The sequence below is a fragment of the Candidatus Uabimicrobium helgolandensis genome, assembly GCF_041508025.1.
In the GTDB taxonomy this organism is placed as follows: domain Bacteria; phylum Planctomycetota; class Uabimicrobiia; order Uabimicrobiales; family Uabimicrobiaceae; genus Uabimicrobium; species Uabimicrobium helgolandensis.
Genome location: NZ_CP165719.1, coordinates 4,705,506 through 4,727,413 on the forward strand (window position 1 = coordinate 4,705,506; position 21,908 = coordinate 4,727,413).

The window sequence follows — 21,908 nt, forward strand, 5'->3', positions numbered from 1 at the left end:
CTTACAAATATAAAATCAATAGAAAGAAAGAAATATGAAAAGTGACTTTGAAGAAAGACTTATTGCAATGCTTGCTGTTGAACATGGTCTAATGTCAGAAAAAAACTACACAAAATGTTTAAACATCAGAGATTTTTTTCGACAAAATAATTCACTACTAGACATTCTTATCGAAGAAGAAATATTGACGCCGAACCAAATTAAAAATATACGAAGTAAAATCGATAAAAACTATAACTTTCCGCCACCTTCAAGTATCAATACAATTAAATTTGGCGAAATCGCTCAAGAAATGGGAATGATTTCACAAAAATCTTTAGAAGAGGCTCTAATCAGTCAACAAGAGTTTCTTACACGTGGTATACAAGTACCTATTGGCCAGATACTCTATTCAAAAGGCCTGATTACATTCGTACAAATTTATCAAATAATATCCAAGCAAAACATAACTACTTTTTATTGCAGAAAATGTGATACAACACTCACTACTAGTGAAAAATATACAAATATTCCCAGTTGCCAAAAATGTGGTGGAGACTTAGAGAAGTGCCACCAAAACAAAAAAGTAGAGAAAGCTCTAGCCACAGGACGTGATGACTCAGAGCCAGGACTAGGTAATCTTATACCAAGCTAAAGTTTAAGATGTACTAGTTCGAATTTCCTCTGACAACTTTTGTATAACGAAATAAAACTTAGTTGAAATATGTGATCTATCATAAACTAAATTTTCCCTCCCTATACAGTCTTGCTTTTTACCGTTCTTGATCGAGAGGAAGGCATGATTAAAACCAAACAATCTCCTTTTTAAGAGATTATATCCATAGCAATACTTTTTTCAATTGATCTTGGCTAAAGATGTCGTTGCCTCGTGTTATTATACGACCGAACGTTTTGAGCCCGTTTCCGAGCCCTAGCCCGCTTCCGAAATCTTATAAATGAGGTTATAATGAATCGTTTCGATCATGAACGTCTTGATGTTTACCAAGTAGCTCTCCAATTTGTTATCCTTGCGCATAAAATTGTAGAGTATTTACCAAAAGGCCACTCTCACCTTTCTAATCAACTCCAGCGTGCTACTTTGTCGATTTCTTTAAATATAGCAGAAGGCGCTGGTGAATTTAGTTCTGCCGAGAAAGCTCGTTTTTATAGAATTGCTCGCCGATCTGCTACTGAATGTGCTTCTATTATTGATATCTGTCGATGTTTAAAACTAAGTGACTTGACAAAAGTAGTTACCCGTTGAATGCAGGGCTTTATTTTTATAGCGCGGCGCGACGAAGGCGCGCAGCCGTAGCTGCGTAACAGAGGAGCAACAAAGCTAGAAAATTAAAGAACAAAATGCCAATGGGTAAATACTTTTGGCAGGTCACTTAGTAAAACAAAATCTTCTGGCCAACGGACGAGAACTTCTTTTGCGAGTTGTAGCAATGCTTACTCGTTTGGTCAAAGTTCAAGTAAAAACGTAAGACTTAAATTGCTAGACGAGATCGGGCTCGCAAGCGGGCTCGGGCTCGAAAAAATAGACAATACTTTGAATGATGACAGGCCCTAATTGTTCAATAAAACAAGAAAGAACTCTTATTTTGTTATTTTAAGGTTTCAACAAGTTTGCGACTTTTTTTGAGCAAAGTATTGATAGAAGACTCGCGAACAGATTTATCATATTGTCTTTGGATAGAGAGAAGTTTAACGCCAAAGAGAAGTTCGATTTTTTTATGAAATTCTTTGCCGACATAACCTTTATCGGCAACATAGAGAGTCTTAGATTTAATAGCAATTCTTACTCTGCTGCAAATTTTTTTTTCTATTTTTTCAAAACCTATTGTTCTGTATAATTTTATCCATTTCTTCCTTTCTCCCTGTTTTAATCTTAAGAGGTATTCATTTAGCGAAAGGCCTAATGAATAAAGTAAAAAATAATACAAGTAGAGGAACATATGGACATCAGAAAAAAGTGGGAAGCTCTAAGTGAATTCAATGAAAATGCGACTGTGACTTTCAAAGGAAGTAATCGTTTACCTAATGAGACAATAAATACTTTGATGAAAACAGTTGGTGACAATAGTACTATTAGTCAAAATATTAATATTGCTTCTAGTAACTACGAACTATTGTCGAAAATAGCGCAAGGAGGAATGGGAATTGTTTTCAAAGGGCTACAAACGAATTTACAACGTAGTGTAGCGGTAAAACAGAGCATCAGCAAGGATAAAAATCTTGAGGGGAAATTTGTTGCTGAGTCGGTTATGACAGCTTACCTAGATCATCCGAATATAGTTCCTGTACATGACTTAGGACGTAATAAAGATGGTCATGTGTTTATGGCTATGAAGCTTGTTGGTGGGGTTGAGTGGAAAGATATTATTCATGCTAACGACGATAAAGTGTATAGCTTAGAAAAAAATTTACGTACTTTGTTGAATGTGTGTAACGCTGTTGCTTTTGCTCATAGCAAGGGAATTGTTCATAATGATTTAAAGCCATCAAATGTTATGATTGGCCAATTCGGAGAAGTTCTTGTTATGGATTGGGGAATTGCGGTGGATATTGAGCCTACGCCGCGGGCAAATATGTTGCATAAGTTGTGTGTAGATGATCCTATGGGAACACCAGCGTATATGCCTTATGAATTGGCCAATGGGCAAGGAGCAGACATTGGACCGTGGACTGATACTTACTTGTTGGGTGGTATCCTTTACGAAATTTTGATGAAACAACCACCGCATAGTGGAACGCCTTTAGAAGCGATTATGTCTTGCAGTTTAGGAAAAACACCTCATTATGATGAGAATATACCGCGCGAATTACGCAATATTTGTTCCAAGGCCTTACGTAAAAATATCGACGAGCGTTATGCCAACGTTGCTGAGTTTATAGAAGACGTCGAAGTATTCTTGCAGCACCGCGAGAGTTTGGTTTTAACGAAAAAAGCGGATGATTTACATGAAGAGATCGATGAGTATTTACAACAACAAAAACAGAACCGCTTATTTTTTGGTAAGTTTAAATATATTTTCTTTGATGTACCAGGAAAAATGTTATTTCCGTACTGTTGGTACTATAGTGGTGTGTGGGGCAAGTTAATTTTTCTTGTTTATATGTTAATTGGTGCAATATCTTCTTATTATGCATTTGATCGCGATATCTTTAGTGTTATTTTCGGTGGTATTCCATTTTGGTTTATTATATCTAATATATTGTTTGTAACATGGCAAGTTGTTCGCGCTTTGTGTTTTCGTAAAGAAATTGGTGTACAACGCACTCGGTTAACGGCCACTAATCGTGATTATTTATATTTTAATTTGATAAAAATCATAACCCTCTACGAAAGAAGTATAGAGATTTGGGAAGACAACCAAAACGCAAAAGAAAAAAAACAATATATGCACGCAAAGTTTGCCGATATAGCTTTAAATTTTAAAGATTCGGGTTTAGCAGAAACGCATTTGCAAGTGTTGAAAGATTTAAAAACCCCCTACATAAATGAAATTAGGGATCGTTTAATTCGCACTAAAATAGAACAAAAAAGCGACCGTTTGGCCTTAACAATAAGTAAATTTTTTATGGCTGGACTTGTATATATTTCCATTGGAACTATCATTATAGTATTAATAAATAAAGATTTTTTCGCTACTGCGTTTATGACACAAGATGAAGAGACAGCAGTTTCTTTATTAAGTTCTTATTATGAAAAACAAAGGCAATTTCGCTCTGAAAAACACTGCGATCAAAATAAAAATGGTGTAGGAGAATACGGCTTTCTGCAAGAGTTAGCAGGGATAATTAATATACGTGGAAAACAAGAATCTTTAAATCCACCATTAATTAATGAAAAGTTTAAAAATAAGGTACTTATTTACCAAGGATATTGCTTTTATTGTTATTTGCCAGGAGCTAATAATGCTATGTCAGAAAGTAATATAAAGGTTTTAGAAGAAACTAAGAGTGCTGTATCACTTCAAGAAAAGTATTTTGTTATTTATGCTTGGCCTCAAAAAAATAAACAAACCAGTAATCGCATATTTGCCATTAATGAGAGTGGTATGATCTTAGGTGCTTATAGTCACTATTATAGCGAGAAAAATATACCAGAAGCAAATGCCGCATATAGTAAAGATTCTGAAAGAATGGATTTATTAGGTACATGGGAAGTAGGTACAGGTTTAGATGACAATGAGTGGAGTAAAATTCCTACGATAAAATAGACTTTGTTTTCTAAAGCGATTTGATTTATGGGAAAATTCGCTTGTATAGCCATACTGGTTCTAATTTGAGTAATTTTTTTTGGTATACTTTGGTGTCCTGCTATTTAACCCAAGTTGCGACCTATAAAAGTTGTCGTATAGTCTGGTATAATTACTCTTACAAATTCGATGTGCGCGGTTCGAATCTCGTGAGACGCAATCGTGGCACATGGCACGAAGTAAGGGTAATGCAATGAATTTTAATCATGAAAAATTAGATGTATATCAAGTATCACTAGAATATACAAAAGAAACATTTAATGTGATGGAGAAAATGCCATCAGGTTACAGCTATTTAAAGGATCAGCTAAAAAGAGCATCGCCTTGAGTCCCTCTTAATATAGCAGAAGGTAATGCCAAATTTAGCAAAAAAGAGAAAGCAAGGTTTTTCTCTATAGCAAGAGCATCAGCAAATGAATGTAGTGCAGTATTCGATGTTGCTAAGATAGCCGAAATAATAGACTCAAAAGAAAAAGAGAAAATCAAAAAACTACTCTATAGAATAATTTGTATGCTTTCAAAGTTAATAGTCTAATTTTCGCACATGGAATATCGATCCACGACCACGAACCTCAAAAATCGAATTGCACACATCGTTTTTTTATACTGTTATAACGACTCTTCTCTTAAAGTAGGAAAAACAAGAAGGAGAAAGTCATGGAAAAAGAAATTATAATTGTTTTCTGTATATGTGATGAGATAACACAAGCACTCAAGATTGTAGAAGATCCTCTGTGACAATATTCGCATTAGTCGTTGCAAAATATACAATACACAAGATCATCGGAGTTGTGTTGCAAGCAAACGTCGTTATTTTTTCGGTTTACGGGTTCATATGCTCGTCACCAAAACTGGTTTACCAGTTGAGTTTTTGCTTGCTCCTGGCGGCTGCAATGATTGTCGTGTTCTCAAACAATTTCAATTAGATATCCCTGAAAACTCTTTTGTTTTTGCTGATAAATCTTACAATGATTACTCTTTCGAAGATATTGTTTCCGAAGCTCTTAATGTCTCTATCTTACCTCAGAGAAAGAAAAATTCTAAAAGAGCTTTTTCCGGAGCTACTGAGTTTATTCAAAAGGTTACCCGTAAAAGGATTGAAACTACTTTTAGTCAGATCACTTCTTTTTTTCCAAAGAAAATTCATGCTGTTACCTCTTATGGATTTGAGTTAAAAGTTGTCCTTTTTGTTCTCGCTTTCACTTTTTCTTGTTATTTTTAGGTCGCAACTTAAGTTATTTAATACTTGTTTAGGAAAAAATATGAGGGTCTTTGTTTTTAAACTAATCGTGAACAAAGTTTTGCCGTTTGTTCCTTTGTTTTGCCGGTTGAAGCTGCATTATCTGGCAACAAAAATAAGAAATGATGAGCCAGAACTCATATTTTTAGACAGAATTATAAAATCGCGTTTGGATAAGAATGCTGTGGACATTGGTGCTCACAAAGGTTTGTTCTCGTATAAAATGTCTAAAATGTTTAAAAAAGTGTATGCCTTTGAGGCGCAAAAATACTTGTCAGCGAACTTGAGTAATTCAAAAATGAAAAATGTCGAAGTGCTCAACATTGGTTTGTCGTCGAAAGAGCAACAGATGAAATTGTATACACCTGTTGTTGGCAATATTGTATATGGAAATTTTTCTAGCTTTACTAATTATTTTGAATTTAAATGTGAGATTAAAGAGGAAGTTGTTTTTGTAAAGCCGCTAGACGATTTAAAGTTAGAAAATATTGGTTTTATCAAGATAGACGTTGAAGGTCATGAGTGGGAAGTTTTGCAAGGAGCGTCTAAAACAATAACAAAAAATCGCCCTGAATTATTAATTGAAATACGTGACGAGAATTATGAAAAGATCTTGGATTTTCTATCGAAGCTAGAATATGAACGTTTCCACACCGATATGCTCGACGATAAAATGAACTATATATTTAAACCAAAGAAAAACCAGGATCCTAGATAGAGCTGTGGTAAGATTTGTAGTAATTTGGGAGAAAAAAATGTAGTTTGTGACTAGTCTTTTTTAAAAAGATTGGTGCTATAAGTACTTTTAATGTTATCATTTAGATAATCCGACCTTTTCGGAATTTTGAAAAATATCAAATAACAATAACAACAAGGAAAGCTACACTTCGTTGATTCACAAAGTGGAGCGTTGTGTGGCAAATACATTGAGTAATGAAAAGGAAAAACCAAAGAAGAAATAAAGTTCGTCGGGCAATTACCTTACAAGCAGCAAAAATGATGTACACCGAAGGAGAAGCCCAATATTTTACCGCAAAAATGAAAGCAGCTCGTCAAGTAAATGCTGATGAGCGTCAATCCCAACTCCCTTCTAATAAAGAAATTCGTCATGAAATTTTGCGCCAAGCTGATTTTCATGAAGGAGAAAAACGTATCGAAAATTTACAAGCGATGCGTCTATATGCTTTAACATTGATGAAGCAATTACACTCTTTTACTCCCAAACTTATCGGCAGCACTCTCACCGGACACATTCGTAAAAACTCGGATATTGATATCCATCTTTTTGCGCGAAATATTTCATGTGTTACGCAAATCCTGGACCAAGAGAATTTAACATATGAAGTGGAAAGAAAACGCGTTGTAAAATACAATGTTGAACGAATATTTACCCATGTTCATTTGCACGGAGTTTTTGAGGTAGAGCTGACAATTTATAGTATGGATTACTTGAAATATCGATTCAAATGTTCTATTTCTGGTGGTTTTATGCAGACAGCGACTATAGACCAGCTAGTGCAACTTATTAATGAAGAATATCCTCTTGTTGACATTGATAGCGAATGCGAGAAGTATTGTAGCGAAGTGAGTGATTACGAGATGTTTAAATCACTTTTGCTTCCTTTGGAATTAGTTAAAGGTGGAAGACACCATCCCGAGGGTGATACTCTTTACCATAGCCTACAAGTTTTTGAGCTGGCTCGCCGCGAAGGATATGGATATGATCTAGAATTTTTACAAGCGGCTTTACTCCATGATGTGGGAAAAGCTGTAGATAAAAAGCACCATGCCGAAATAGCTGCGCAGATTTTGGAGCCTTATGTTGCGCCTCGGACTCTATTTTTAATCCGCCACCACATGGACGCTCTTAAGATTCAAAAAGGATCGTTAGGGCATCGCCATCGACAACGATTAAATCGCAGTGAATATTTTGATGACTTAATGGCGCTGCGCCATTTTGATAATCGTGGGCGAGAAAAAGGAATGATTGTTGATGATGTTCGCGATGTTATTCGTTATATGCAAGAATTGGAAATATCTTTGAACAACATGTAATGTTATTTAGAGATAATTGAATTTTTTGATGATGAATCGATAGGTTAGTCCTAGAGTGTCAGACTTGCAGTCTGACACTTTTAGAAATTATTCCCACAGTTTATCTACTTCCTTCCACACTAGACTTGCAAATCCACCGTGTAAGCGCGAAGATCGAAAATCTCCAGCAAACCCAGATGGAGTTGTTATTTTTATAAACCCTAGAATGTGTTGAAGTTCTATTGCCTCGGTTAGAATTTGGCAATTATTTGTTTCTTTTGTTAATCGCCGACTATCTAGCCAATTAGGAGAGAACCAATCTTTAAAATATTCGTGGCGTAAATCATCAATTTGTAGAGGAAACGAAGTATAAAAACTACGCCAAAATTGATCGAGTTTATTAGGCGCATCTTTACAAAAATTTTGGTATTTTTGTGCGTCAATATTTGCAAAGTGTATATGTAAAAATTGATATAATGTTTCCCATTTTCCTAGAACTTCTATAAAATTCCAAAATTCGTCGGTGATTTCAATGCCTAAAATTTGATATATATAGCGCTCATTCTCTTTTAAGTGTTTATTGTAAAGTCTTTGATCGCTCGGCGATACAATGAGGCGATCTTGCTCATTTCCTTGACGCTTTGTTATCTCGTCTAGCTTTGTAAAATCTTTGTGTTGTTCTCGGTGAGTGCGTAATTTAGAAAATAGCTCGTATCCTATATTGCGAAACTCTTCTCTTATAAAAAAATGAAATTTTACATAATCGTCTAGAATTTTATTATCAAAAATAGCAATGATTTTATTTCGGTATATCTCTTCTGGAATTTCGATCACCACTAAATAGCCATTTTGATTCTTAATCTTGGGATTGCGATAAGCAAAATAAGCAGCATTTCCTCCCTCTCCAGAAGAAGGCTGGTTGCTAACGCAGCAAACATTTCTTTGTGTAACTTCTAATATCCACTGATCTGTTGTGTTATCGAGAAGCCCTTCTTTTTTTATTTTTTTGACGTTTTCTTCTATTGTGCCATGGAAAAGTATTATCATTATATGCTCATTTCTAAATAAAGTAAGTGACCCGCCAAAAGTATTTACCTATTGACATTTTGTTCTTTTAATTTCTAGCTTTGTTGCTCCTTAGTTACGCAGCTACAGTTGCGCGCCTTCGTCGCGCCTCGCTAGAAAATAAAAGCCCTGCACTCAACGGGTAACTACTTTTGTCAGTTCACTTAGGCAATTTCTACTTAATTATACCTATAAAACAACAACCTGGACTTTTCTTTTTTATTTTATTTTGATATTCTGTTGTTGATAGCTTTTTCCTCTTAGCCTGAAAATTTAAAACAAAGAGATATGTATGGACTCGAATAAATTACTCGAAATTTCAGATGAAATCATTGCATTTGACCCTAAATCATTGAATAGAATACCTGTGCGTAAGAAAAATGTGATAAGCAAATTTTTAGATTGCGGTAATAAGCAAGCTGTGAAAATAGTTTCTGCTATGCCAGAAAAAAAAGGCTTTTTAGATGAAGACTATGTTAATCAGTTGTTTCTTGTTATTCATTGTGAACTGCAGTATATTTCTGAAGAGTTTCAACATGGACAGCGTGTTGCCGAGTTATTGCAACCGCTTATACAGGTGCTTATAAACAGTGGCACAAGTTCTCCTTTGCGGATTGTCGATATTGGTTGCGGAACTGGTTATGTGTTACGGTGGCTTGCAGCTCATATGGATTTGACTAACGTTGAATTGGTAGGAGCTGATTATAACTCTGTGTTAATTGAAGAAGCGCGCCGATTGGCACAGATAGAAAACTTAAATGTGCGTTTTTCTGTCGCTAATGCTTTTGAAATGGATGAGGTGGCGACAATTTATATATCGACAGGAGTTATTCATCATTTTCGTGGTGACCATCTAAAGTTGTTTTTTCAAAGCCACAATAAAGAACAAACCCAAGCGTTTTGCCATTTTGATTTTCAACCGTCAATTTTTTCTATTCCAGGTGCGTGGGTAATTCATCTGGCGAGAATGAAAGAAGCCGTTTGTTTTCACGATGGCATTGTTTCTGCTAAACGAGCTTATGATGGACAAACACTACATGCAGCAGCAAAAGATATTTCTTTCTCCACGGCGATTTACAGTTCTAAACTATGGTTTTTACCTATTCCGCGAGCAATGCACACTTTTTTAGGATTACGCCCACATCTACGCGCGGATCTGAAGAAGCAACTTGGTAGACGTAGCAATCGCTTAGGAGAATGGAAATGATTGTTCTTGGCTTGTTATACGTTTTGGCGGTGCTAGATTGTGCATTTAGTGGCTATCGCAGTGCTGCGGGCAAAAATGCACTTATTTATAAAGGTAAATATTTTTTACAGAGAATGGCATGTGGTGTTTTGATCGGACATATTCCCATTTTAATTGCAGGCAGTTTAATATTTTTAGGATGGCTAGTTACTGCAAATGCGCAATTATTTTTACAAAATGTGAATCGCGCTGGTTACTTGATGCTGGTTATATATGTTCCGTATACGATTATTGTCATGGCAGCGTTCATCGTGCGCGCTATTCCTTCTGTCGATTTGCGTAGCATAACAAGTGTTGTTATATTTGGTCCTTTTACCATTTTGCGCATACCCACTGCTATTGTTGGAGTGGGACTTGCTATATACCACACTAAAGACTTAGTTGTTGCTGTGATTACTTTTCTTGTTCTTATTATGATGTTGTCGTTTGAAAAGTTTTTGCGGTGGTTCTTTTCACCAAAATTTTGAATTAGGTATATAATGAATAGTCGTTTTAAAAAAATTGTGCTTGATGCTACAAAGGCTAAAGAGCTGGTTGAAACCGAGAAGATTCAAGATTTGTGGAGTGGATACGGGGTTATTATGCGTTATGCTCTTATCGGATCAAACTTAGAGTCTGTTGTTGTTAAACACATACGTTTACCTCAAAAAAGTACACATCCACGCGGTTGGAATACTGATATTTCCCATCAAAGAAAAGTAAAATCTTACGAAGTAGAGATGGCTTGGTACCGAAATTGGAGTCGCTTTTGCGATGAGAATTGTTATGTACCACAGTGTTTTGCTATGGATTTCTACGATAATGAAACATTGATTGTACTCGAAGATCTTGCTTATGTAGGGTTTGGAGAGCTAAAAAGAACAGTAACTTTTAGCGAAATAAAAGTATGTGTAAAATGGCTCGCCAATTTTCACGCTACATATATGAATAAATCCCCTGATGAACTTTGGGAAAATGGAACTTACTGGCACTTAGAGACGCGTCCCGATGAACTAAAGGCATTAGATGACCTACCACTAAAAAAAGCGGCAAAAAAAATTGATCAAAAATTGCGCGATAGTTCTTTTCAGACATTTGTTCATGGTGACGCAAAACTAGCTAATTTTTGTTTTGGTAAAAGCGGGAAAAGAGTTGCTGCTGTAGATTTTCAATATGTCGGCGCAGGTTGTGGAATGAAAGACCTCGCTTATTTTATTGGTAGTTGTTTGCGCGAAGATGAATGTGAAAAATTAGAAAGTGAACTGCTCGATTACTATTTTGATGTTCTTAAATATGCATTAAAAGAGAAAAACAAAGTTATTGATTTTTGTGCGTTAGAAAAAGACTGGCGTTCTCTATTCCCTGTCGCGTGGACAGATTTTCATCGCTTTCTCAAGGGGTGGAGCCCAGGGCATTGGAAGATTAATAGTTATAGCGAAAGACTTGCGCGTCAAGTAGTGGAATCGTTATGAATGAGCAGCGTTTGGAAGTTTTATGTGAGATAGCAATTGAAGCAGCTATACAAGCAGGGGATATGATCGAAGAATATTCTGAACGTGATATTGCTGTCAAGAATAAAGATTGTGGGTCTAGCAGGGCTTCTCAAATAGTCACAGAAGTAGATTTAATGAGCCAAGAAATAATACTAAAATTGATTCATCCCACATGCGAAAAATACGATTTGGGATTATTAACAGAAGAAAGTGACGATGATTTGAGTCGCTTTCAAAAAGACTATTTCTGGTGTATTGATCCCTTGGATGGAACATTGCCTTTTGCTGAGAAACGTCCAGGTTACGCTGTTTCGATTGCTTTAGTTTCTCGCGAAGGGCGTGCTTGCTTAGGAGTAGTTTACGATCCGCGAACAAAAACCTTATATCACGCTATCAAGAATCTCGGAGCTTTTCGCAATAAAAAGATTTGGGATTGGAAGCCAATTTTTGACGGATCGTATGAATTGATAGACCGCGGAGGGGCGGTGATGAATGCTTGCTGGGTATTAGAAGAGGCACCTGCTTGTTTTGTTAAGAGACCAAAAATCACAGAAGGAGGTGGCTGTTTATGGGACTATGCCGCGACATCTTGTTTATTTGAAGAGATAGGCGCAGTAGTTAGTGATAGCCATGGCAATACTTTGAATCTAAATAATAAAGAGACTGTATTTATGAATCGCGTAGGGGTTTTGTATGCAAGTCATAGAGAGATTTTAGGGATAGTAAGCTAATTTTAGGAGCTGATCGTGTTTAATCATGTTATCGTTGGAGATTGGACAGAACTTTCTCATTCTTGTGGATCAGCTTTTGATATTCCATATCAACTACAATCCCTTGCCAGTGATAATTCTAAAGAACGAGAGAAAGCAATTTCTGATTTACGTGATAATATATTTTGTGATGGAATGTACTATGAGGTAAGTCCTTATGTAATTCCTGAACTATACAAATTACTAGCAGATAAAGGCGTCATGGACAAACATGAGATTGTCACTCTTTTAACAGCTCTTGTTTTAGATTTTTGGCAGCATCACAATTTGGCTACAGGTATTAATTTTGAAAAAAACGATACAATTCAACATTCGAATATAAATAATTGCCAGATATACTTAAAGAAGAGATGTTACGAAGCTGTAGAGAAAGAAATACCAAAGTTAATATCATTAATTAGCATAGATAATGCCAGACTAAATAGTTCTATTTTTTATGCTTTGTCATGGTTTCCGAAGAATAAAGAGCAATCACTTCAAGTGATAAAAAAATTTTTCAATGATATGTCAGATCTTGATACTATAATCAATGCCATTTTCGCAATTGGTATGTTGTCTAAGTCCTCTAAAGATCTACAAAGTTTTAAATTAGAACCTTTATTATCTGATTCTAATAGAGCTATCAGAGTCGCCACAGCAATGACTTTTGCTCGCCATTCACTAAATCATACAATAATTGACATTTTGTCAGAAGCCGTTGATTTTCTTGGTGATATCAACAGAGGATATAGCTATTTGTTGTGGTTTTGGGATGAAGAAGTCTATATCAATTTTCTATTTGAGTTGCTAAAAGTAAATCAAGATAAAGAAGTTATTCATTTGTGGTATGAAAACTTACGCCTTAATGATGTCTTTGAGTATCGCAACCTACCTAATTTTGTAAAAAAACAAATTTATAGAGTGTGTAAAAGCCTAAATCCTGATCAACTGTATTTTTCATTTTGATCTGTTTTTTGTTTATGATACTACTTTTACTTTTAGTAGTTTACTAATCGCTAAATTTTACAGTGGTGTTTAAGTTATGTCAAAACTTGTAAAGCTCCAACTTGTGGGTTGGATATTATTCATTATCTCTGCTTTATTTTTTATTGTCTCTAGCATTCGATCTGGAGATCAGATGAGTCTTCTTGGAGGCATTTTTTTTCTAGTGTCGTGTTTTTTGTTTGTATTTGTGTTGCTTCAAAATGAAGATGAATAAACGCGACTATTTGAGTACAAGTTTTGTTAATTGAGGAAGGCTCTTCTATAAAGTACAAAAGAAATATGCAATGGCCGAAAGAGATTATAACGTTGCGATTCGAATAGATCCTCTATATATAAAAGCTTACATAAGTAGAGGAATATTTTATTATGAACAAAAAAAATACAATTTGGCTATTCGCGACTGGAAAAAAGCTACTTCCCTAGGATCAAAAGAGAATTTGCAGCCTTGGATACAAAAAGCGTTGCGGGAAAAATAAATACAGTCCTAGACTAGGACGTGTCGATATTTAAGCAAGTCACAAGAAGTTTTTAAAAGCGCGCAGCTTGCCTTTGAGTATCATAGCGGCGTCGAGTCTTCGAACCTTCGGTTACATAGCTATAACTATGTGCCTCTCAAACTGTCCTTCTTTGACACTCAGATTCTACGCTGACTTGAAACGTGCTCAAAAACTTTTTGCGAATCACTTAAAATAACTGCCAGCGTTTATGAGCGGCTTTTTCTTTTTCGTTTTCACCAAGTGCACGTAGAATACGAATTTTAAGACCTAAAGCATTTTTGTCCCATGGATCTTGGTATAATATTTTTTCTACTGTTTGCAGTGCTTTCTTATACTCATCTGAGCGATACTGAGCTTTTGCTAGCCATAACTGGTATACGGTATTATTGTTTTTTTGGTCGAGAGCTTTTTGTATAAATGTTTTACATTTCTCAAATTTTTTATTTACGAAGTAAAAAAGTCCTATCCTAAAAAGATATTCTGAGTCTTGAGGAGTTAAGTCTAAAGATAGTTTAAGAATGCGTAGGCTACGTTTTTTTTCGTGCTCATTTCGTTCTGAAAATTTTTCAATTATACGTTCAATATATTTTTGGTACACTTGTTTTTCGTTCCATACTCCTGTTTTTAAAGTATGCTTATGGCGTTCATTATTTTTTACGACTAGGTCGGAGTAAGCTAAGGCTGCTGCTTCACGTACGTTATATGATTTTTTCTTGATTATCGTGTGATATTTTTTTAGTTCTTGCCAACGATTGTTTGCTCCCAAACCTAACACAATTGCAAGTGATGCAGCGCTACGTACAGTTAAATTCGGATCATTTTCCAAAAGTGGATAGGCTAGTTTAGAGTAGTCTCTTTTGCTGTTTGCCAAACCAAGTAAAGCTCCTACGCGATTATAACTATTACTATGATTTAGATTTTTCAAAAGAAAGCTATTTCCTAGTCCACGTAGCGCTCCCCCTAATTCTCGCATAAGTAGTACGCGTATATCTGAGTTTTCTTCTGCAAAAATATGGTTAATAAATTTCATAAAATTTAATAAATTTTTTTTCTTATTTTTTTTGTTCATTCTGACAGCTAGTAGGGCAGGTAGTTTGATTAGAAAATGCTCGTTTGGCTTGGTTCCAAAAGCGGCACATGTCTCAACATCTCCTTTTATGCCAATAGTTGTCAAGGCTTGAAATCTGACAAATAGACTTTTGTCATGAGTAAGTTGATAGGCTTTCTTTAAACATATTGTCGAATCAATATATGCTGTTTTCATTAAACAAATTCTTTTTACATTTTCATCCTTATCGTTTAAGCCATCAAGGAGATGCGTTTGATATTGCTGAGTAATACGTTCTTTGTGTTTTTGGAGTGACTGTGCTTCTAAGGTCCAAAAGTGAAAGTAACAATAGCGGCGGATAAAAACATTAGGGTTACGAAAGTGTTTTACGAGTAATGTCTCTCCGGCATTATTCCCTTGTTCCCATAGTCGCTTTGCTGCAGCCAGTCTAACAAGTAAGTTTTTATCTTGTAGTAGAAAAATAAGTAGTTGTGGGTTGATACTATGCTTAGCAATGATGGTTTTTATAAGAGAATTGTTTGGAGTTTTTTGTAGATGTTGAATTTGAGCATCATTTTTACCCAAGGCTAAAGATGATAATAGGAAAGCACATGTGTTATTTCCGCGTCTTAATTCTTGTAGCAGTTCATATGTCGGAACTGTTTTTAAGTCTTTTAAAGCCCGTGCTGAAAAGTAACGCACAATGTCATTTTCTTCTTCGTCTAACAGTATATTGTATAAAATGTTCGCGTTATCGTTAAATCGATACAAAAAAAGCAGTGCTTCGTTATCGCGTGCAACATAGTAGCGTACTAGTAATGCTTTTACACGTGTACTTTGGATTTGTATATAGCGACGTTTTACTGATTTGTATGCTTTTTTCAAAAGAAAATTTCTAGGATTGGTATTTATTTTATTTTGTATCTTTTCAAGTACTTTTGGCGAATGGGCCATCGATATTAAAGCGGTGATTGCTGTTGTGGCAACTTCTTTATTGTTCATAGAGCACAACGTGTCTATAAACTGTTTTATATGTTTTTCATTTGTATTACCTAGCTTGAGTAAATTATTTTGCTCAAGATAGAGAGATGTTAAATTTTGTTTTTCCTCGCCTAGTAAGTCAATCTTTATTCTACGATATAAGTGGTCGCCTACTCCAACTAACGATCTAAGATAACTATCCTGTTGGCGAATACTTGGGTTTTCGAATGCTTGTTTAAACAAATGACCAAGTGGATCGTAATTTTGCGGATTTAAACTCATGACTTTGAGCAAGTCCTTTTGGCTCGCCGCGTAATTTTTTTGCTTACCATATACCACTCCGCGTTTTTGATAAAATGCATCGTTCCACGGTTGCAATTCAATACATTTTGAAAAAGAAGTTACTGCTTTTTCGTAGTTTTTTTGATGCTGATAAATTTCTCCTAGAACATTGTATAGTTGCACATCTTTAGATAGGTTTGTTTGCGCTTCCTTGATAGCAGTAAGACTAAGAGAGAACTTTTGCATCTTATGATAGCATTTTCCTTGGAGCAGTTTTAACTTGGCGCGAGGTATTTTTTTGTTGTACTCAAGAGCCTTTGTTATGTACTTTTCTGCTTGTTGGTATTGATATTCTTCATATAAACAATAAGCATAGTAGTAGAGAACTTCATCATCTTTGTCGTACTCTGTGATTAAACTCTCGAGATGCTTTTTGGCAGCATTGTAGTTTCTTAATTCAATAGATATTTTTGCTAAAAAAACATGGTCTTGTTTCGTGTACTCTTCTGCGGTAATAACTTGATATGCCTCTTTTGCAAGGCGCATTTTTTTTAACTTAAATAGAGTTTTGGCGTATTCTCGGTAAAATAATGGTTTTTGCTGCGATGATATTTTTTCGAGTAAAAGCAAAGCGCGACGAAAGTAACCAGCGCGTCTTAGGTATTTACTTTTAAGTAATCGGTATTCATCTGTGGTATGTAATTTAATTGCTTCGTTTATGGCAGATATTGCCTCTTCATATTGCTGTTCTGCAAAGTAAATGTGGCTTTTTTGAACATAAATATATTCGCAGCTAGGATAATTACGTTCTGCTGTTTTTAACCTTGATAGAGCTTTTCCCCATTGCTTATCGCTTAATGGTTGTTCGATACTTTTTTGTAAATTTTGAATCATTTGCTGTTCTAATTTTTGCGCTTGTGTGGTATCTTGCTTGGCTAATTTGGGTTGTGTTTTTTTGCATATAAGAGAACGTAAACGATAGAGTTCAGAATATTTGTGGGAAGAAATGGATTTGTTTAAATAATTCAAAGCTTTTGAACTCTGGTTTTCGCGATAATACAATAATGCCTTTAAATAACGCACTTGAGGAGTATCGGCGATTCGGAACGATTGGTCGATGTGTTTTAAAGCTAAAGAACGATTATTTTTTTTTAAATAGACTTTTCCTAAAAGCGCGTGAGTTTCCCACAAAGAATTATCATTTGCAATTCTCAGAAGTAACTTAAGCGATTCATTAATCTTACCTTCGTAAAAATATTGTTCGGCTTTTTGATAAATCGTTGATATTTCTACACTGTGATTTTGTTGACGAGCAACAAATGTGTGTATAGAAAAAGCTATTGTAGCTGTACAAATTATAGCAAGTATTACGCGAGCGTATTTGTGGGATAATAATTGTAATAAACGGATGCGTATACTACTTTCACGTAGAACAACATCTTTGTTTTCTAGATAACTTTGTAAATCGTCAGCTATGAGTCCTGGCTTTTGATAGCGAAATGTGGGATTTTTCTGCAAACACTTTAAGCAAATGTGTTGCAAGTTTTGTGGAATTTTACTATCAATTTTTCGAGGAAGAGTCGGTTGCTCAGTAAGGATTTTTCTGTATAGTGCAGCAGGAGTATCGGCAAGAAAAGGTAGCTCTTTGGTGAGAATTAGGTATAACATAACACCAATAGCATAAATGTCAATAAGTGGAGTAACGTTTTTTGATTCAATTTGCTCTGGAGCCATGTAATACGCTGTTCCTATAGTTGCTCCTGTTTGAGTCAACATTGATTTACTGTCTAGAGTTTTTGCAAGCCCAAAATCGGCAAGGTAGGGTTCGTGGCTTTCGTCTAAGAGTATGTTTGATGGTTTTATATCGCGGTGAAGAACATTATGACTGTGTGTGTGATCTAGAGCACGACAAACTTTAATTAGAATTTCTATTAATTTATTTAAACTATGATCTTGTTTAATAAAATCTTCAAAATCTCCACCATTAACATGTTTCATGACAAAATAATTTTGCCCTTCGATATTACTCATTTCGTATATCGGTATAATATTTGGATGTTTTAGTGCAGCAGTTACTTTGGCTTCTCGAAAAAAACGACGAATAAGGCGCATATCTGTTTGGCTGGCATTGTTTAGTACTTTTAATGCCGCATAACGCCGCATTTCAGGTTGATAAACTTTATAAACAACCCCCATTCCTCCGCGGGCAATTTCCTCTATTATCTCGTAATTGCCAAACTTGCGTTTAGGGTTATCGTTATTGGCACTCGGTTGGGCTCCGGTTGTTGTGTGAGGATTAAACTTTGTTTGATTTGAAAAAATTTGCTGACTGAAACCTTGAGATGCTAGAAATTTTTTAGGGCAAAGAGGACTTAGACTCGTCATTTTTAGCCATTTTTGCCATAACTCAAATGCATTTTGTTTGCTACATACACCTTGGTGAATCATTTTCTGCAACAACAATTGCATTTCTTGGTTTTTACTTTGAGAGTTAGAGCTTGTCATTTTTTTTCCTAGAAAAATTCACTTTGCTCAGGGTAAGTTACTGGCTTTATAAGTTCAGGAGCGTCGTTATAAGTTGCATTTACTTTACGCGATACGTAGTGGTGTGTTATGTACGCATCATCGCAGGGCCGTAGTAATTTTAAACATTCTTGCGCAGGAGAGTCTTCATTTAGCCATATATTTTGATTTTGTTTGGTTGTTAGTATCACTGGCATGCGATTGTGAATCTCTTTTAGAGTATTATTTGGTTCTGTAGTTGCAACAGTAAATGAGAAAATTGTTTTCTCATTTATTTGGCACGTTTCCCACAAACCAGCAAAAGCAAAAATTGCAGCGTTTTTTGGAGTAATATAAACAGGGCGTTTGCCGCTACTTGTTTTTTTCCATTCATAAAAGCCATTGACTGGTACTAAGCAGCGACTTCGACTAAAGGCTTTGCGAAAACTAGGTTTTTCAGCAATAGTTTCGCTGCGAGCGTTGATCATTTTACTACCAATTGATGGGTCTTTTGCCCAAGAAGGAACAAGACCCCAAGAAAACAATTTTATATAGTTTTGTTGTTGGCGAATAATGACAGGTAATTTTTGCGCTGGAGCTGCGTTGTATCTTTTTTCTATTTTTTGTTGCGGTATTTTTGCTGAAAATTCTTCCGCGATTTCCTCTAAAGAGGAATGTAATGCATATCGTCCACACATAAGTATCTCTTTTAAAGAACATAAATTTAAAAAGTAATAGATATTTGTTAGGGAGTGTTAACATTTATTATACAAGTAATTGTAGTCTAGTTCTAAATATTTTTGTCAAGGTTTGTAATGAAAATACCAAAACGTCGACTAACATTGTATATTGTTTTGACTAAACGTTTAGGATTTGTTTAACAACATCCTAAACGAATTTTTATCAAATTGTTACTTTTGAGGAGAAATGGATGAGATATTTATTAATTGTTTCGATAATGCTAATGGGCTTATCAGCGGGAGAGAAGAAAGATTTTGTTCGCGTAGACAACAAAAAAATTGCTGTTGACGGTTATGATGTTGTTGCATACTTTGTGCAAAAAAAACCTGCAAAGGGACAAAAGAAATTTTTAGTAGAGTGGAATGGAGCGAAATGGTTATTTAAAACCAAAGAAAATTTGCAGCTCTTCAAAAAAACTCCACAAAAATATGCTCCGCAGTTTGGTGGATTTTGTGCTTGGGCTGTAGGGAATGGTTATACCGCGAAAATTGATCCTTTAGCTTGGAAAGTAGTAGATAAAAAATTATATCTAAATTACAATAAAGATATTCAAAAAAAATGGCAAAAGGATATGAGAAATTTAATTAAAAAAGGGCATGAAAATTGGCCTACTCTTGCAAAAAAACACCATGAAGAAAAAAGCCACAAAAAATAAAATAACTTTTGTTAGGCCAATAAAAAATAGAGGCTCCATCAGAAAGAAAGAGCCTCTTGTTTGTAAACCAAATAAGGATGATGTTGGGTAAGTCTATTTCAATTTATTTTCCGTCTTCTTTAACTTCTTCTTTGTCGTCGCCTTCTTTAGCTTCTTCTTTGTCGTCGCCTTCTTTAGCTTCTTCTTTATCGTCGCCTTCTTTAGCTTCTTCTTTGCTGTCGTCTTCTTTAACTTCTTCTTTGTCGTCGCCTTCTTTAGCTTCTTCTTTGCTGTCGTCTTCTTTAACTTCTTCTTTGTCGTCGCCTTCTTTAGCTTCTTCTTTGCTGTCGTCTTCTTTAGCTTCTTCTTTGTCGTCGCCTTCTTTAGCTTCTTCTTTGTCGTCGCCTTCTTTAGCTTTTTCTTTGTCGTCGCCTTCTTTAGCTTTTTCTTTGTCGTCGCCTTCTTTAGCTTTTTCTTTGTCGTCGCCTTTTTTAGCTTCTTCTTTGTCGTCGTCATCAATATCAAAAGCTACTTGCTCTACAAAAAATTGCTCTGCGAATACTGGTGCGCAAAAAGTAATGGCCAGTAATAAAATAATTAAACGAGTTATCATATGAATCTCCTTTGATAGGGTGCTTTTGCACCGCCTTAAAATTATATGTTATTCAATCCTAGTTTAATTATTGGCAACGATTTCGAGATAAGCAAATTTTTTTCTAAATTAATTTTGAGGTCTAAATTAAAAGTCAATAGTACAATTCGTTGGAATCCAACTTTTAATTGTTCTCTTTTGGTTGCTTTCTAAATCGTTTCCGACTAAGCAAAGTTCACAAAGATTTTCAAGTTGGCTAATTTCTGATGGCAGTTCGGTTAGTTTGTTGTTGCTTAAGTTTAATACAGAAAGATTTTGCAATTGCCCGAAACTTGCAGGAAGTTCTTTTATGTTGTTATTTGATAAGTCTAATACCGATAAATTCTCTAGTTTTTCCCAGTTACTAGGTAAATCACCGATCTCGTTATTTGAAAGACACAGAGAACATAATCTTTTTAATTCGAGTAATTCAGGAGGAAAGTGACTGATGCTGTTTTCGTTTAAATGTAGTTCGACAAGCTTTTGTAAATTTTTAATGTGCGAAGGAATTGTTGTTAGTTGGTTTTCCGAACAATCTAATTCTGAAAGTTCTTTTAAATTGAAAAGCTCTAAAGGAAACTCTGTGATACCGTTACCTGGTAAATCTAATTCTTCTAGCTTCTGCAATTCACCAATTTGCGCAGGAATACTTGCTATGAGATTTCTCGATAAATCTAGCTTCCATAATTCTGTTAATTGAGAAATTTTCTTTGGTAAATTGTTGATTCGATTATCGCTAAGATCTAACTTTCCGAGGTTTTTTAGTTTAAATATTTCTAGCGGAATATGATCTAGTTTATTTTGTGAAGCGCAAAAGGTAACCAATGTTTGTAATTTGTTGATTTGAGATTGGAATTCGCTAATATTGTTTTGCGATACGTTTAAAAGTTTTAAATTTTCTAGATCGTAAACTTCTACTGGCAAACTAGTTATTTTATTTTCGCGTAAATCTAATTCAGATAGATTTTGTAGTAATTCAATCTCGGTAGGTACTGTTTTTATTTTGTTGTCACCCAAATTTAATACGGTAGGATATATTAACGAAAAAATGGATGGAGGAATAGTGTATAGCTTTTTATCGTGCATATCTATAATAAAATCTGCACTAAATCCACAATTTTCGAAAACACAATTTTTCACAAGGTCAAAAGTAATATCATTTCTAAAACTACAATTGTCAAAGACAGAGTCTGTTATACAATAATGTTTTCCTTCTTGTGGATCGAAAGTACAAGCATAGTACTCTGTATCGCTTTTAATTTGTGTAAGCGTTCTACCTTTGATTTTTTTTCTGCCAAATATTTTTGATAAAAGAGTCATTTTTTTCTCCAAGTTGTATAAGCTCTAATCAAAATTATAAAGTAACCGCTTTTATGGCAAGCCAATTACAAATTGTACATTTCTTCATAGCTTACTTGTCTTCAGCTAATTTTGTAACAGGTTTTAAGTATATTATATTAATAATGGAAAAAAGGAAAAAAATATTTCAATCCTCCAACGGATCTAATGCAAAATGAAAAGTCGTTGAGGTGGAATT

At 35.0% G+C, this 21,908-nt stretch carries 20 protein-coding genes; 15 read left to right on the forward strand and 5 right to left on the reverse strand.

The window, feature by feature from the left end; genetic code table 11:
* Positions 1–34: 34 nt before the first annotated feature.
* From UABHE_RS17145 to UABHE_RS17180, 8 genes are all read left to right on the forward strand, one after another.
* The gene (locus UABHE_RS17145) at positions 35–634 is read left to right on the forward strand and encodes a hypothetical protein (RefSeq protein ID WP_372364455.1); all 600 of its coding nucleotides are present in this window, start codon (positions 35–37) and stop codon (positions 632–634) included.
* A 312-nt stretch (positions 635–946) separates the two neighbouring features.
* The gene (locus UABHE_RS17150) at positions 947–1,243 is read left to right on the forward strand and encodes a four helix bundle protein (protein ID WP_372364456.1); all 297 of its coding nucleotides are present in this window, start codon (positions 947–949) and stop codon (positions 1,241–1,243) included.
* A 694-nt stretch (positions 1,244–1,937) separates the two neighbouring features.
* Complete coding sequence (locus UABHE_RS17155; RefSeq protein ID WP_372364458.1) at positions 1,938–4,205, forward strand: serine/threonine protein kinase; 2,268 nt, start codon at positions 1,938–1,940, stop codon at positions 4,203–4,205.
* 232 nt (positions 4,206–4,437) lie between these two features.
* Positions 4,438–4,572, forward strand: a complete 135-nt coding sequence (locus tag UABHE_RS17160; protein ID WP_372364459.1) for a hypothetical protein — start codon at positions 4,438–4,440, stop codon at positions 4,570–4,572.
* A 12-nt stretch (positions 4,573–4,584) separates the two neighbouring features.
* Positions 4,585–4,779, forward strand: coding sequence for a four helix bundle protein (locus UABHE_RS17165; protein ID WP_372371630.1), 195 nt, complete (start codon positions 4,585–4,587; stop codon positions 4,777–4,779).
* 207 nt (positions 4,780–4,986) lie between these two features.
* A complete protein-coding gene (locus UABHE_RS17170; protein ID WP_372371631.1) occupies positions 4,987–5,466 on the forward strand; it encodes a transposase in 480 nt (159 codons plus the stop codon).
* A gap of 40 nt (positions 5,467–5,506) precedes the next feature.
* Positions 5,507–6,202: an FkbM family methyltransferase gene (locus UABHE_RS17175; RefSeq protein ID WP_372364460.1), complete on the forward strand. Its 696-nt coding sequence runs from the start codon at positions 5,507–5,509 to the stop codon at positions 6,200–6,202.
* Between the two features lie 215 nt (positions 6,203–6,417).
* On the forward strand, positions 6,418–7,539 hold the full coding sequence (locus UABHE_RS17180) for an HD domain-containing protein (RefSeq protein ID WP_372364461.1): 1,122 nt from the start codon (positions 6,418–6,420) through the stop codon (positions 7,537–7,539).
* An 87-nt stretch (positions 7,540–7,626) separates the two neighbouring features.
* Here the strand turns inward: UABHE_RS17180 and UABHE_RS17185 are convergent, their stop codons facing one another.
* Positions 7,627–8,565, reverse strand: coding sequence for a hypothetical protein (locus UABHE_RS17185; RefSeq protein ID WP_372364462.1), 939 nt, complete (start codon positions 8,563–8,565; stop codon positions 7,627–7,629).
* Between the two features lie 310 nt (positions 8,566–8,875).
* Here UABHE_RS17185 and UABHE_RS17190 point away from each other — a divergent pair, with 310 nt between their 5' ends.
* From UABHE_RS17190 to UABHE_RS17215, 6 genes are all read left to right on the forward strand, one after another.
* Positions 8,876–9,790, forward strand: a complete 915-nt coding sequence (locus UABHE_RS17190; RefSeq protein ID WP_372364463.1) for a class I SAM-dependent methyltransferase — start codon at positions 8,876–8,878, stop codon at positions 9,788–9,790.
* Positions 9,787–10,296 carry a hypothetical protein gene (locus tag UABHE_RS17195; RefSeq protein WP_372364464.1) on the forward strand — a complete coding sequence of 170 codons (510 nt, stop codon included), beginning with the start codon at positions 9,787–9,789 and terminating at the stop codon, positions 10,294–10,296. The genes UABHE_RS17190 and UABHE_RS17195 overlap by 4 nt, the downstream gene beginning before the upstream one ends.
* Positions 10,297–10,308: 12 nt before the next feature.
* On the forward strand, positions 10,309–11,280 hold the full coding sequence (locus UABHE_RS17200) for an oxidoreductase family protein (protein ID WP_372364465.1): 972 nt from the start codon (positions 10,309–10,311) through the stop codon (positions 11,278–11,280).
* Positions 11,277–12,032 (forward strand): 3'(2'),5'-bisphosphate nucleotidase CysQ, encoded by a 756-nt coding sequence (locus UABHE_RS17205; protein WP_372364466.1) that lies wholly within the window; start codon positions 11,277–11,279, stop codon positions 12,030–12,032. The genes UABHE_RS17200 and UABHE_RS17205 overlap by 4 nt, the downstream gene beginning before the upstream one ends.
* Before the next feature lie 15 nt (positions 12,033–12,047).
* Complete coding sequence (locus UABHE_RS17210) at positions 12,048–13,016, forward strand: hypothetical protein (RefSeq protein ID WP_372364467.1); 969 nt, start codon at positions 12,048–12,050, stop codon at positions 13,014–13,016.
* 323 nt (positions 13,017–13,339) lie between these two features.
* Positions 13,340–13,531, forward strand: a complete 192-nt coding sequence (locus UABHE_RS17215; RefSeq protein ID WP_372364468.1) for a hypothetical protein — start codon at positions 13,340–13,342, stop codon at positions 13,529–13,531.
* Positions 13,532–13,739: 208 nt separating this feature from the next.
* Here the strand turns inward: UABHE_RS17215 and UABHE_RS17220 are convergent, their stop codons facing one another.
* Positions 13,740–18,368, reverse strand: a complete 4,629-nt coding sequence (locus UABHE_RS17220) for a protein kinase (protein WP_372364469.1) — start codon at positions 18,366–18,368, stop codon at positions 13,740–13,742.
* 8 nt (positions 18,369–18,376) lie between these two features.
* The gene (locus UABHE_RS17225) at positions 18,377–19,063 is read right to left on the reverse strand and encodes an SOS response-associated peptidase (RefSeq protein WP_372364470.1); all 687 of its coding nucleotides are present in this window, start codon (positions 19,061–19,063) and stop codon (positions 18,377–18,379) included.
* Between the two features lie 233 nt (positions 19,064–19,296).
* On the opposite strand from UABHE_RS17225, the gene UABHE_RS17230 reads away from it, so the two are divergent.
* Positions 19,297–19,761, forward strand: coding sequence for a YHS domain-containing (seleno)protein (locus UABHE_RS17230; protein ID WP_372364471.1), 465 nt, complete (start codon positions 19,297–19,299; stop codon positions 19,759–19,761).
* 103 nt (positions 19,762–19,864) lie between these two features.
* On the opposite strand, the gene UABHE_RS17235 is transcribed toward UABHE_RS17230, so the two are convergent.
* Both UABHE_RS17235 and UABHE_RS17240 read right to left on the reverse strand, forming a co-directional pair.
* Positions 19,865–20,353 (reverse strand): hypothetical protein, encoded by a 489-nt coding sequence (locus UABHE_RS17235; RefSeq protein ID WP_372364472.1) that lies wholly within the window; start codon positions 20,351–20,353, stop codon positions 19,865–19,867.
* Positions 20,354–20,479: 126 nt separating this feature from the next.
* Positions 20,480–21,691: a leucine-rich repeat domain-containing protein gene (locus tag UABHE_RS17240; protein ID WP_372364473.1), complete on the reverse strand. Its 1,212-nt coding sequence runs from the start codon at positions 21,689–21,691 to the stop codon at positions 20,480–20,482.
* Positions 21,692–21,908 lie beyond the last annotated feature (217 nt).